Annotated in this window: 10 protein-coding genes; 5 read left to right on the top strand and 5 right to left on the bottom strand. The window is 61.9% G+C overall.

The window, feature by feature from the left end; genetic code table 11:
* Nucleotides 1–55: 55 nt before the first annotated feature.
* The gene (locus tag ACMQ11_RS03465; RefSeq protein WP_418991295.1) at nucleotides 56–1,306 is read right to left on the bottom strand and encodes a WD40-like domain containing protein; all 1,251 of its coding nucleotides are present in this window, start codon (nucleotides 1,304–1,306) and stop codon (nucleotides 56–58) included.
* A gap of 91 nt (nucleotides 1,307–1,397) precedes the next feature.
* Between ACMQ11_RS03465 and ACMQ11_RS03460 the strand changes: the two genes are divergently transcribed.
* Together ACMQ11_RS03460 and lpdA are read left to right on the top strand one after the other, a co-directional pair.
* Nucleotides 1,398–3,059: a C69 family dipeptidase gene (locus ACMQ11_RS03460; protein WP_418991294.1), complete on the top strand. Its 1,662-nt coding sequence runs from the start codon at nucleotides 1,398–1,400 to the stop codon at nucleotides 3,057–3,059.
* 2 nt (nucleotides 3,060–3,061) lie between these two features.
* Nucleotides 3,062–4,438, top strand: a complete 1,377-nt coding sequence (gene lpdA, locus ACMQ11_RS03455) for a dihydrolipoyl dehydrogenase (protein WP_418991293.1) — start codon at nucleotides 3,062–3,064, stop codon at nucleotides 4,436–4,438.
* Nucleotides 4,439–4,526: 88 nt separating this feature from the next.
* Here the strand turns inward: lpdA and ACMQ11_RS03450 are convergent, their stop codons facing one another.
* The 4 genes from ACMQ11_RS03450 to ACMQ11_RS03435 form a co-directional block, all read right to left on the bottom strand.
* Nucleotides 4,527–6,560: an ATP-binding protein gene (locus tag ACMQ11_RS03450; protein WP_418991292.1), complete on the bottom strand. Its 2,034-nt coding sequence runs from the start codon at nucleotides 6,558–6,560 to the stop codon at nucleotides 4,527–4,529.
* Nucleotides 6,561–6,664: 104 nt separating this feature from the next.
* The gene (locus ACMQ11_RS03445) at nucleotides 6,665–6,853 is read right to left on the bottom strand and encodes a PLDc N-terminal domain-containing protein (RefSeq protein ID WP_418991291.1); all 189 of its coding nucleotides are present in this window, start codon (nucleotides 6,851–6,853) and stop codon (nucleotides 6,665–6,667) included.
* Between the two features lie 19 nt (nucleotides 6,854–6,872).
* Nucleotides 6,873–7,640: a tRNA pseudouridine(38-40) synthase TruA gene (truA, locus tag ACMQ11_RS03440; RefSeq protein ID WP_418991290.1), complete on the bottom strand. Its 768-nt coding sequence runs from the start codon at nucleotides 7,638–7,640 to the stop codon at nucleotides 6,873–6,875.
* A 23-nt stretch (nucleotides 7,641–7,663) separates the two neighbouring features.
* A complete protein-coding gene (locus tag ACMQ11_RS03435) occupies nucleotides 7,664–9,094 on the bottom strand; it encodes an aspartate ammonia-lyase (RefSeq protein ID WP_418991289.1) in 1,431 nt (476 codons plus the stop codon).
* Between the two features lie 213 nt (nucleotides 9,095–9,307).
* Between ACMQ11_RS03435 and dapB the strand changes: the two genes are divergently transcribed.
* Genes dapB through ACMQ11_RS03420 form a run of 3 tightly spaced genes read left to right on the top strand, consistent with a single transcriptional unit; the run spans nucleotide 9,308 to nucleotide 12,115 of the window.
* The gene (gene dapB / locus ACMQ11_RS03430) at nucleotides 9,308–10,072 is read left to right on the top strand and encodes a 4-hydroxy-tetrahydrodipicolinate reductase (protein ID WP_418991287.1); all 765 of its coding nucleotides are present in this window, start codon (nucleotides 9,308–9,310) and stop codon (nucleotides 10,070–10,072) included.
* A 35-nt stretch (nucleotides 10,073–10,107) separates the two neighbouring features.
* Nucleotides 10,108–11,460, top strand: coding sequence for a signal peptidase I (gene lepB / locus ACMQ11_RS03425; RefSeq protein ID WP_418991285.1), 1,353 nt, complete (start codon nucleotides 10,108–10,110; stop codon nucleotides 11,458–11,460).
* A 1-nt stretch (nucleotide 11,461) separates the two neighbouring features.
* The gene (locus ACMQ11_RS03420) at nucleotides 11,462–12,115 is read left to right on the top strand and encodes an IMPACT family protein (protein ID WP_418991284.1); all 654 of its coding nucleotides are present in this window, start codon (nucleotides 11,462–11,464) and stop codon (nucleotides 12,113–12,115) included.
* Nucleotides 12,116–12,118 lie beyond the last annotated feature (3 nt).

Raw genomic sequence — 12,118 nt, 5'->3', positions numbered from 1 at the left:
ATACGGAAGCGGGTGCGGAGTTTTTCCGCACCCGCTTCCGTATGTTACCGACCGGTCACCTCGCCAGCACGATCTCCGCATAGGGATAATCGCGGCCGGGCAGCGTCCGCCAACTCTTCTCCACGCAGTCGTATACCTCGATCTGCCCGCCCCCTGCGCGCTCCGCAAGACAATAGATCTCCTGCGCCGCACTGTCGTAATCCACCGCCAGCGAACGAACGGGAAGATCGAGCACGGCAAACGGTTCGTCGAAAGCCATCGCCGCCGGATCGAACAGCCGCAGTTCGCTTTGGCCGCCCGCTGCGGCCGACAGGGCATAGCCGGCGACCGGATAGTCGCGCTGCTGTCCCTCGGCCTCCAGCGAACGGATCAGACGGAACGGAATCATCCCGTCGCAGGCGACCGGCTCGCCGACCTGCACCCGGCAACCGCTGACGCCCGGACAAAGCACCACCGCCGAGAAAGTCCCGTCGCCCCGGTCGGCCGCGAGCAGCAGCGTCCCCTGCGGTCCCAGCACGAAAGGACGGTCGGCCAGCATCGAAGTCTCCAGCCCGTCGGGCAGCTGCCACGAAGGGGGCGCCACAGGAGAGGTCCGCGTCCGGTTCATCGAGGTCAGATAGAGCCGGTCGTCCTCGCAGCGCAAATAGGCCGCACTCGTACCGATCACGCCCGCCACGAGGTAGTGCTCCGGATCGGAGTCGCGCAGGTAGCGCATCGTCAGGTCGTAGAACACACCCAGGCTGCCCCGGGCTGTCGAGCTCAGTCCGTAAATCCGGTTCTGCCCGGGGCCGCAGACCACGCACCGCAGGTCGTATTCCAGGCCCAAATCAGCGATTCGGACCGCAGTGCCCGTCGCCGGGTCGATCCGCTCGATGGCGCTCCCGGTCGGCGAGTTCACGATACCATATAATAAAGCCCTGCGGGGCGGTTGTCCGTCCGTCACGGCGATCTTTCCCAACGACTGCATCCGTCCTTGTCTCAAAAGCAGCACCTCGACCGTCGCAGCCGGGTAGCCGCCCGGCGCCAGAAACGAAATGCCGGATGCCGTTCGCCCGGTCACTACGGCATAAATGCCGCGGGCATATCCCTCCTGGATCGGCTTGCCGGTAAGCGGCCAGCGAATGTCCAACATGATGTCGTCGTTCTCTTCGAACCCCTCGGCCCGGACCGCCACCTCGTCGCCCGGCGCAAAGGTCTCCTCGGCGGGCAGCTCGATTCCCGTAACGAACGCCGGCTGCCGCTCTTCGTCCGTCACGCAGCCGGACAGGAAAACTCCCGCAAGGAGCAATGCAAGCAGTTTCTTCATGGTCGACAGTATTTTATCTCTCTGCAAATATACTAATTTTTTGCCGTTTCGAATTTGTTTCGTACATTTGAAATCAAAACCCGAAAAAACGATGAAAATCATCTCCATCCCTCTTGCGGCCGCGGCCCTGCTCGCATACGGCACGGCGTCGGCCTGCACCAATTTTATCGTCACCCGGGGCGCCTCGACGGACGGCTCGGCCATGGTCTCCTATGCCGCCGACTCCCACGCTCTCTACGGCGCCCTCTACCACACGACGGGCGGCACGTTCCCGTCCGGCACGATGATACCCGTCTACGAGTGGGATACGGGCCGCTACCTGACCGATATTCCCCAGGCGGCACAGACCTATTCGACGGTGGGCAACATGAACGAGCATTCGCTCATCATCGGCGAGACGACCTACGGAGGCCGCGCCGAGCTGGCCGACAGCACGGGCCGCATCGACTACGGTTCGCTGATCTACCTGACGCTCCAGCGCGCCCGCACGGCCCGCGAAGCCATCCATACGATTGCCCAGCTGGCCAATACCTACGGCTACGCCTCCTCGGGCGAGTCGTTTTCGATCGCCGATCCCGAAGAGGCGTGGATCATGGAGCTCATCGGCAAGGGATTCGAGGACGACGGCCAAGGCGGCAATGCGCGCCGCGGTATCGTCTGGGCGGCCCGCCGCATCCCCGACGGTTACGTCTCGGCCCACGCCAACCAGGCCCGCATCACAACTTTCCCGCTCGACGACCCCGAGAACTGCCTCTACGCACCCGACGTGATCTCCTTTGCGCGCCAAATGGGCTACTACACCGGACCGGACGCGGAGTTCAGTTTCTCGGACGCATATTGTCCCGCCGATTTCGGTGCCCTGCGCGGCTGCGAAGCCCGCGTCTGGGCTTTCTTCCGCACCGTGGCCGACGACATGGACCGTTATGAGGATTATGCGATGGGCTACAACAAGGCGAACAAGATGCCGCTGTGGGTCAAGCCGCGCACGAAAATCTCGCCCAAAACCGTCTTCGACTGCATGCGCGACCACTACGAGGGCACGCCGATGGACATGACGCGCGACCTGGGAGCCGGGGGCCACAACTGCCCCTACCGCTGGCGGCCGATGGAGTTCGAGGTCGACGGTGCGACCTACGTCAACGAGCGCGCCACCGCCACGCAGCAGACCGGATTCTGGTTCGTGGCCCAGGCCCGGCCCGACGTGCCGCGCGACATGGGCATTCTCTGGTTCGGCGTGGACGACGCCGCCACCTCGTGCCTTACGCCTATCTATTGCTCGATGCAGGAGGTGCCCGAGTGCCTGAGCGAGGAGAACGGTTCGATGCTCGAATATTCGCCCACCTCGGCTTTCTGGCTCTTCAACCGCGTCACGAATTTCGCCTACCTGCGCTACGACATGATGTCGGACGACCTGAGAAAGGTGATCGACAAGTGGGAGAACGACTGCCTCACAAACGTCCGCAAGGTGGACGCCGAAGCCAGGAAGATGCAGCCCGCCGAGCGGCACCGCTACTTGACCGACTACTCGTCGATGATGGCGCAGCAGCTCTTCAACATCTGGCAGCAGATGGACGCCTACCTGCTCGTGAAATACATCGACGGCAATGTCAAGAGCGAAACCGCCCCGGGCCGGTTCCTCGACAACGGCAACGGACGCGGAATCCCCGACAAAATCCAGTTCCCCGGTTACAACGAAAAGTGGAAACGCGCTGTGGCCAAGGACAACGGTGAAATCCTCAAAGTGGTAAAATAGCCATGAAATACGATATTATCGTCGTGGGCAGCGGCCCGGGCGGCTATGTGGCCGCCATCCGCGCCGCACAACTGGGCCGCCGGGTAGCGCTCGTCGAGCGCGCCGAGCCGGGCGGCGTCTGCCTCAACTGGGGCTGCATCCCGACCAAGGCGCTGCTCAAGAGCGCGCAGGTCTACAACTACTGCACTGCGGCCGCACACTACGGCGTATCGCTCGTGGGCGAGGTGAAACCAGACCTTGCGGCGATCGTCGCCCGTTCGCGCGGCGTGGCCGAGACCATGTCCAAGGGTATCGGATTCCTGCTGAAAAAGAACGGAATCGACCTGATTAGCGGCTTCGGGCGCCTGACGGCTCCGGGGCGGCTCGACGTGGAGGGCACGCAGTACGAGGCCGACCACATCATCCTCGCAACCGGCGCCCGTCCGCGCGAAATGCCTTTCATGCCCGTCGACGGAAAACATGTCATCAACTCGCGTCAGGCGCTGGCCCTCGCCGAACTGCCGCAGTCGATGATCGTCGTCGGCTCGGGTGCTATCGGCAGCGAGTTCGCGTGGTTCTACGCCACGCTGGGTGTTCGCGTGACCCTCGTCGAATACCTGCCCCGCCTGATGCCGCTCGAAGACGAGGAGGTATCGAAAACCATGGAGCGCGCTTTCCGCAGGCTGCGGGCCGCGGTCCTCACCTCCACGACCGTCAAGGAGGTGAAAACCAACGCAGAGGGGCTGTGCGAGGTGTTGATCGAGGGCAAGAAAGGTCCCGAAACGCTGACCGCGGACGTCGTGCTCTCGGCCGTTGGCATTCAGTCGAATATCGAGGGGATCGGGCTCGAGGAGTTGGGCGTAGCCGTCGAGCGCGATAAGATCGCGGTCGATCCGTACTACCGGACCAACGTTCCGGGGCTATATGCCATCGGCGACATCGTACCCGGTCCTGCCCTGGCGCACGTGGCTTCGGCCGAGGGAATCTGCTGCGTGGAGGCGATCTGCGGACTCGACCCGGCTCCGGTAGACTACGCGACCGTTCCCTCGTGCATCTTCACCCAGCCCGAGGTGGCCTCGGTGGGCATGACCGAGCAGCAGGCCCGGGAACAGGGTATTGCATATAAAACGGGCCGCTTCCCCTTTACCGCTTCGGGAAAGGCCACGGCTGCCGGCGACCGCGACGGCTTCGTGAAACTGCTCTTCGATGAAGAGGAGCGCCTGCTGGGCGCCCACCTGGTCGGTGCCTCCGTCACGGAGATGCTCGCCGAACCGACCCTGGCAAAAAAACTGGGCGCCTCGGCCGAAGAGATCGCCCGCACGATCCACGCCCACCCGACCATGAACGAGGGGGTGATGGAAGCCGCCGAAGCGGCCTTGGGCAAGGCGATCCACCTTTAAAGAAAAATAGTTCGGCCCCTCTCGAAAGGAGGGGCCGAATAATTCCATACACTGCAGCGCTGCCGGATCGAGACGAAGCACGCCCGAATTATTCGCCCCGGAGCGTCACTACGAACCGTGCTCCCTTGATCCGGGTGGTGTCGAGCCGGATCGTGCCGCCCGATTTTTCGGCGATCAGCCGGCAGAGACTCAGCCCCAGGCCCAAACCCTGCCCGAACCGATCGCATTTGTAGAAGCGTTCGAATACCTTCTCCGCGAGGGCGGGATCGATGCCGCAACCCGTGTCGGTCACCGAAATGGTCAGCGCATCTCCGTCCGCCGTGCACTCCACCTCCACATATCCGCGGTCGGTGAATTTGACGGCATTTTTCAAAAGTTCGCGCACGAGCATCGACACATACCCCCGGTGCAAGGGGAAGACGATCTCCGGTTCGGCAAGCAGCAACCGGTATTCGACCCCCTCCTTTTGCGGCAGATGCTCCATTTCCGAACGGATGACGGCGCAAATATCCAGCGGCTTGCGGGGCAGCTCGGAGAGCGTGTTGTCCAGCTGCGCCACCTCCAGCATGTCGTTTATCAGCGTGGTGAAGAGCTGGGAATTTTCGCGGATGATCTGGGCGAATTCCGCCTGCTCCCCGCGGGTCAGATTTCCCTCGGCGATCAGTTCCGCAAATCCGTTGATGGCATTGAGCGGCGTGCGGATCTCGTGGCTCATCGAACCGAGGAAATCCTGCTTGAGCCGCTCGCTCTCCTGCGCCCGCTGCGATTCGACGGCCAGTTTGCGCTGCAAGCGTTCGATGCGGCGCAGGTTCCGCCACAGATACACTACGGCGCCGATGGCCAGCAACAGGATGACGAGCGCGAAATAGAGCGTGTTCTGCCGCTTCTGAGCCAACAGCAGCGCCTTGTCGCGTTCGGCCTTGTCCAGCCCGTACTGCACCTCCAGTTCACCGACCTTTTCGGCATATTTGTGCGAAGAGAGCGAATCCCGCAGTGCAATAACCTCGTTGTAAACACCGCATGCCTCGCGGTAACGGCCCATGCGTTCGTAGAACCGCGCCCGGCTGCCGTACAATGCGGCCAACTGAGCCGTGACGCCGTTGGGCCGCTGGAGCATTATCAGCGAGTCGGTAAAAGCCAACGCTCGGGCATAATCCCCACGGCGATCGTAATACGCAGCACTGATCGAATAATATCCCTGTTTGTTGGTCAGAATATTGGCCGCATCGGCCGCCGCAGAGTTGACAAAACGACGGTAACGCTCGTAGTAACTCCGCGCCTGCCGCTCGTCGAGCAGCGACGAGGTGCACATCGAATAGTAGCAGACCAGGTAGGGCATATCCTTGGAAATAAAGGGTCTGCGGCGCACGATCTGCGGATCACGATAGAAGTCATCGAGCATCGAAAGGTAGGTATCGGCGGCACGCATCAGCCCTGCGGCATTTTTCTGCTCGGTATAGGCCGCGATCAGGCAGGTGACCAGGTTGGCATGGAAATTCCGTCGTGCCGTAGGCTGCATCCGCCCAAGCAGCGCCACCTCGTCCGTCCAGTAGGGCAGCCCGCGTTCCATCTGCAAATTGCCGTCGGCCGAAACCAGTCGGTAAGCGGCCACGCCCCGCAGAAAGAGGCGCGCCGCCTGGGTGTAGACGTCGCCCGGCGGCAGGGTAGCGACCGAATCGACATATCCGCGGCAGAGACGCACCGACTCCTCGGTGCCCGCGACCTGGATGCGACGCGCCAGCGCCACCATCCGGTAATAGGTGCCAAGCCCGTCCATGCCGGTGCCCGGCAAGAGGGGTTCCACACGTTCGAGCAGAATTTCAAGCGAATCCCCGGCTTCGGGTGCAGCGATCTGGTGTGCAGCCAGCGACCCGAGGGCCGCTCCGGCAGCAAACCCGTCTTCGGCCGCAACGGCCTCCTCGAAGAGCTTGCGGCTGTACGCAAGGTCCTCGTCCGTCGATTCGTGCAGGTCCTTGAGGTTCAGCAGCAGATCGACACGGCGCTGCGGATCGGTTTCGCTCTTCAGTGCACTTTTGAGCGAATCGGCCGGATGCGGCCTGGCAAGTGTCGACGCGGGGGCGATCCATCCGGCGCAAAGCAGCATCCACAGGATTTTCTTCATAGATCAGGAATTGGTTACCAAATGTAGGCATTTATTTTCCCATCTCAAAATAAAAAAGGAGTGCTTTACAGCATCTCCCTCTTTTTCAAATAGCTTGCGACTGCCTACCTGAACCACTCCTCCAGGTGCTCGCGGCCGTAGAACCAGTAGACGACAAGCCCCACCCAACTGGTCAGCAGCACCACCACCGAAGCGATGACCTTGCCGCCCGTAGAAATACGCTTCTTGAAAATGTCCAGTACACACCAGATCGTGCATACAACACCGATCAACCAAATTACAGTTCCGATCATATTCGTTTTATTTTAATGGTTATCCTTTCATTTTTCGTTCGAACAGGCCGGCGGGGTAGCGCACGTCGCTCAGGAAAAGCCCCTGCGCCGGAGCACCGCCGCTCGAAAGCGACAGATCGCGGCTCCCGACGATCCGGCGAAACGCATCGGGGGTATGGCGCCCGCGTCCCACGTCGACCAGCGTACCGACGATCGCCCGCACCATGTTGCGCAGAAAGCGGTCGGCACGGATCGTGAAGCACAAGACGCCTTGCTCGTCGACCGTCCACCGGGCGTGCCGCACGTGGCAAATATTGGTTCGGTTGTTCGAATTGAGCTTGGCGAACGAGGTGAAATCGTCGTATTCGAGGAGCATCGCCGCCGCCTCGTTCATCCGCTCCACGTCCAGCGGCACGTAATACTGCCAGGTCGTGTGCCGCGTAAAGGGATTCTTGCGCGGCTCGATGTAGTAGCGGTATTCGCGCTCGAGGGCTCCGAACCGGGCGTGGGCGTCGTCCGCCACCGGTGTCAGGCTGCCGGCGGCAATGTCGCCGGGAAGCAGGAAATTGAGTTTGTAGAGCGTTTGTGCCGGGTCGACGACCTCGCCCGCGAGGTCGAAATGCGCCACATAGTACGATGCGTTCACCCCCGTGTCCGTGCGTCCGGCACCGGTCACGGCGACCGGCTCGCGCAGCAGCGTTCCGAGCGCTGTCTCCAGCGTCTGCTGCACCGACGGCATGTCGGGCTGCCGCTGCCAGCCGCAGTAGGCGGCACCGTGGTAGCTCAGTTCGAGAAAATAGCGCTTCATCCGCAGGCAAAGATACGAAAAAATCAGCGCCGCGGTTTGATTTTCAGCTTCACGGGCCGGATCATGTTCTCGGGTCGGAGCACCTCGTCCAGCTCCTCGCGCGAGAGGATGCCGTGCTCGAGCACCAGTTCGTAGACCCCGCGGCCGGTTTCGAGCGCCTCCTTGGCGATTTTCGTAGAGTTTTTGTAGCCGATGATGGGGTTGAGCGCCGTCACCACGCCGATGCTGTTGTGTACGTATTGGCGGCACCGCTCCTCGTTGGCCGTAATGCCGTCCACGCAGCGGATGCGCAGCGTGTCGAACCCGTGGATGAGCAGTTCGGCCGACTCGAAGCAGCACTGGGCCATGACCGGTTCCATCGCGTTCAGCTCCATCTGCGCGGCCTCGTCGGCCATCGTCACGCAGAACTCGTTGCCGATCACTTTGAACGCGATCTGGTTCATCACCTCGGGAATCACCGGGTTGACCTTGCCGGGCATGATCGACGAGCCGGGCTGCCGGGCCGGGAGGTTGAACTCGCCCAGGCCGCAGCGCGGTCCCGACGAGAGCAGGCGCAGGTCGTTGCATATCTTGTTCATCTTCGAGGCGATACGCTTCATGGCCGACGAATAGCCGACCATGCAGACCGTGTCCGAGGTGGCACCCACGAGGTCCTCGGCCAGCTTCACGTCCCAGCCCGTGATCTCGCGGATCGCCGCCGTGCAGCGCTCGGCGTAGCCCGGCTCGGCGCAGATGCCCGTGCCGATAGCCGTGGCGCCCATGTTGATCGTCAGGAACTCCGCAGCGGCATGGTCGAGGCTCTCGACCTCTCCCCGCAGCACGCTCGCAAAGCCGTGGAACGTCTGCCCGAGGGTCATCGGTACGGCATCCTGGAGCTGCGTGCGGCCCATCTTGAGCACGTGGGCGAACTCCTCGCCCTTGCGCGCGAAAGCGTCGATGAGCGCCAGGAAATGCTCCCTGAGGCAGAGGTGCGTGGCATACAGCCCCAGGTGGATGGCTGACGGATAGGCGTCGTTGGTCGACTGCGAGCAGTTCACGTGGTCGTTGGGAGAGCAGTACTGGTACTCACCGCGGCGGTGCCCCATGATCTCCAGCGCACGGTTGGCGATCACCTCGTTGGCGTTCATGTTGGTCGTGGTGCCCGCGCCGCCCTGGATCATGTCCACCGGGAAACAGTCGTGGAATTTTCCCTCCATGATCTCGCGGCAGGCCTGCGAAATGGCTGCAAAGAGTTCGTCGGAAAGCAGTCCCATGTCGTGATTCGCAATGGCGGCACCCAGCTTGACGACGGCTAGCCCGCGGATGAAGAGCGGGTACTCCGACAGGCGGAACTTGCTGATGGCGAAATTCTCCAACCCGCGCACGGTCTGCACGCCGTAAAGCACATCTTCGGGCACCTCGACACATCCCAACAGGTCGCATTCGGTGCGCGTTTTCATTCCCTTGTTTTCCATAACCGGTTACAATATTCAACTGTTTGTTTTCGTTTGCATTTCAAATTGCAATCCAATACACATGTAAAGGTAACGATTATTTCTCATTTCCAAAACGAAACGGCAAAAATATCGGTCCGGTACGCGGCAGCCATCCGCCGGAGCCAAATAAATTTGGCAGTGCGCCGCGCTTATATTATCTTTGTACGAATTTACCGCACGCCAAAACAGAAAATGAAAGCAGCAATCATCGGATACGGCAAAATGGGGCGCGAAATCGAACGCATTCTCGCCGAGCGGGGGCACGAGGCGGCCCTTGTCATCGACACGGACAACGCCGCGGACCTCGATGCCAGGCACCTTTCCGGCATAGACGTAGCCCTGGAGTTCACCACGCCAGCCACGGCCTACGCCAACATCCGCACCTGCCTGGAAAACGGCACGGCGGTCCTCAGCGGCACGACGGGCTGGACCGAGCGGCTTGCGGAACTGAAACAGTTGTGCCGCGAGCGGAACGGCGCGTTCTTCTACGCCTCGAACTACTCGCTGGGCGTCAACCTGCTGTTCCGCCTCAACCGCGAACTGGCCGCACTCGTCGGCCGGCTCGACCCCGCCTGCGAGGTGCGCATCCGCGAGGTGCACCACACCCAAAAGATGGATGCCCCGAGCGGTACGGCCATCACCCTGGCCGAGGAGGTCATCGCCGGGCTGCCCGGCCGCCGCGGCTGGGTCAATTACGCCCCCGGCCTGTCCCATGCGACCAACCGCGTCGAGACGCCCGAAGAGGCCGGCGCGGACCGGATCGTGATCGAATCCGTACGCGAAGGCGCGGTCCCGGGCATCCACTCCGTCAGTTACGAATCCGCGGACGAACTGCTCGAACTGCGTCATACGATCAAGAACCGACGCACGCTGGCCCTCGGAGCCGTCGTGGCGGCCGAGTTCCTCTGCGGCAAACGGGGCGTATATGGCATGGACGACCTGCTGGCCAATTCATAATTCGAAATTCCTAATTCATAATCGAATTCAGACCGATGAATAAGATAAAAACGTTTTTACGCAACCGGTGGGTGGGCTTCGCGCTCGCCACGATCCTCTACACCCTCTGGTTCGTCGTCTGGACGGGCAATCTCTGGCTGCTGCTGGGCATTCCGATCCTCTACGACCTCTACATTTCGCGGCTCTTCTACCGCTATGTCTGGCGCCACAACGTCCGCATGTGCCAGCGGAGCAAGAGCTACAAGACGGTCTACGAGTGGGTCAACGCCATCGTCTTCGCCACAGTCGTGGCCTCGCTGGTCCACATCTTCGTCTTCCAGATGTACGTCATCCCCACCTCGTCGATGGAGAAATCGCTGCTGGTGGGGGATTACCTCTACGTGAGCAAGGTGACCTACGGGCCCCAAATGCCCAACACGCCGCTCTCGTTCCCGTTCGTCCACCACACCATGCCCTTTTCGGAGACCCGCAAGTCGTTCTCCGAAGCGGTCAAGTGGCCCTACCACCGGCTGAAAGGGCTGCGCAAGATCCGCCGCAACGATGTGGTCGTATTCAATTTCCCGGCGGGCGACACGGTGCTGCTCCAGAACCAGGCCGTCACCTACTACGACGTGCTGCGCGGCTACGAGGAGTCGTTCGGCAAAGGGGAGGGCCGCAAACGGCTGGCCGAGAAATACACCGTCATCAGCCGTCCGGTGGACAAGCGCGAAAATTACATCAAGCGCTGCGTGGCCATCCCGGGCGATACGCTCGAGGTGCGCAACGGGCAGGTACTGGTCAACGGTGCGCCCCAGGAGCCCATCCAGGGCTTGCAGCACACCTACCTTGTGCAGACCTCCCGGCCGCTCACGCAGTACGCCCTGGACAACCTGGGCATCACCGAATACAGCGGCAACGGCACGGCCTACGAGTTGCGCGCCACGGACGAGGCCGCGGCCCGGCTCGAAAAGCTGGAGAACGTCGTCTCCCTGCGCCGCTACATCTTCGCGCCCAACACCGACGTCTTCCCGCAATGGGACGACGCGCGCTGGAGCCAGGATAACTACGGTCCGATCTGGGTACCGAAAAAGGGCGCCGCCGTACCGCTTACCGTCGGGAACCTGCCCCTCTACCGCCGCATCATCGAGACCTACGAGGGACACACGCTGGAGGTTCGCGGGGATGAAATTCTCATCGACGGCGCACCAGCCACCGAGTACACGTTCGGAATGGACTACTACTGGATGATGGGCGACAACCGTCACAACTCGGCCGACTCGCGTTTCTGGGGCTTCGTTCCCGAGGACCACATCGTCGGCAAGGCGTCGTTCGTGTGGCTGTCGCTCGACGCATCCAAAAAGTTCCCCGACAACATCCGCTGGGAGCGTCTTTTCCGGAAAGTGCAGTAGGGTGGACAGCGACAGTTTTCTGACGATCGAAGCGCCTGCCGAGGCGGTATCGCGGGAGCGGAGCAGCAAATTCCGCTCCTACATCCACCCTGTCTCCTCCGAGGAGGAGATACGCGCGATTCTCGATACGCTGCGCAAGCGCTATTTCGATGCCACGCACCACTGCTACGCCTGGCGGCTGGGTCCCCGGGGCGAACGGTTCCGCTCGAGCGACGACGGAGAGCCCGCAGGCACGGCCGGAAAGCCGATTCTCGGACAGCTGCTGTCCAACGAACTAACGGATTGCCTGGTAGTCGTGGTCCGCTATTTCGGCGGCACGAAACTGGGAGTTCCCGGTCTGATCGCCGCCTACCGCGAGGCGGCCGCCGAGGCCATCGCAGCGGCACGGATCGTGGAGCGCACGGTAGACCGCTTCATGCGGGTCGACTTTCCCTATGTGGCCATGAACGGCATCATGCGCGTCCTCAAGGAGGAGCAGCCCGTGATCCGCACCCAGCGGTTCGACAACCTCTGCACGATCGAACTCTCGATCCGCGAGAGCCGCGCCGGCGTCCTGATCGAAAAGCTGAAAAAAGCGGGCGGGAGCGTCGAAGAGGACAATTCAAAATTCAAAATTCATAATTTGGATGAATGCCGAATTGCCCTGACTCTTTAGTGA

It is taken from the genome of Alistipes sp. (assembly GCF_048465575.1).
GTDB lineage: Bacteria > Bacteroidota > Bacteroidia > Bacteroidales > Rikenellaceae > Alistipes.
This window is presented reverse-complemented; position numbering and strand designations above follow the sequence as displayed.

What these genes read in the sequence shown, in the direction of transcription:
- lpdA (WP_418991293.1), top strand. Translation starts at nt 3,062, where the DNA reads ATGAAATACGATATTATCGTCGTGGGCAGCGGCCCGGGCGGCTATGTG.
- ACMQ11_RS03460 (WP_418991294.1), top strand. Translation starts at nt 1,398, where the DNA reads ATGAAAATCATCTCCATCCCTCTTGCGGCCGCGGCCCTGCTCGCATAC.
- ACMQ11_RS03435 (WP_418991289.1), bottom strand. Translation starts at nt 9,094, where the DNA reads ATGGAAAACAAGGGAATGAAAACGCGCACCGAATGCGACCTGTTGGGA.
- truA (WP_418991290.1), bottom strand. Translation starts at nt 7,640, where the DNA reads ATGAAGCGCTATTTTCTCGAACTGAGCTACCACGGTGCCGCCTACTGC.
- ACMQ11_RS03445 (WP_418991291.1), bottom strand. Translation starts at nt 6,853, where the DNA reads ATGATCGGAACTGTAATTTGGTTGATCGGTGTTGTATGCACGATCTGG.
- lepB (WP_418991285.1), top strand. Translation starts at nt 10,108, where the DNA reads ATGAATAAGATAAAAACGTTTTTACGCAACCGGTGGGTGGGCTTCGCG.
- ACMQ11_RS03465 (WP_418991295.1), bottom strand. Translation starts at nt 1,306, where the DNA reads ATGAAGAAACTGCTTGCATTGCTCCTTGCGGGAGTTTTCCTGTCCGGC.
- dapB (WP_418991287.1), top strand. Translation starts at nt 9,308, where the DNA reads ATGAAAGCAGCAATCATCGGATACGGCAAAATGGGGCGCGAAATCGAA.
- ACMQ11_RS03450 (WP_418991292.1), bottom strand. Translation starts at nt 6,560, where the DNA reads ATGAAGAAAATCCTGTGGATGCTGCTTTGCGCCGGATGGATCGCCCCC.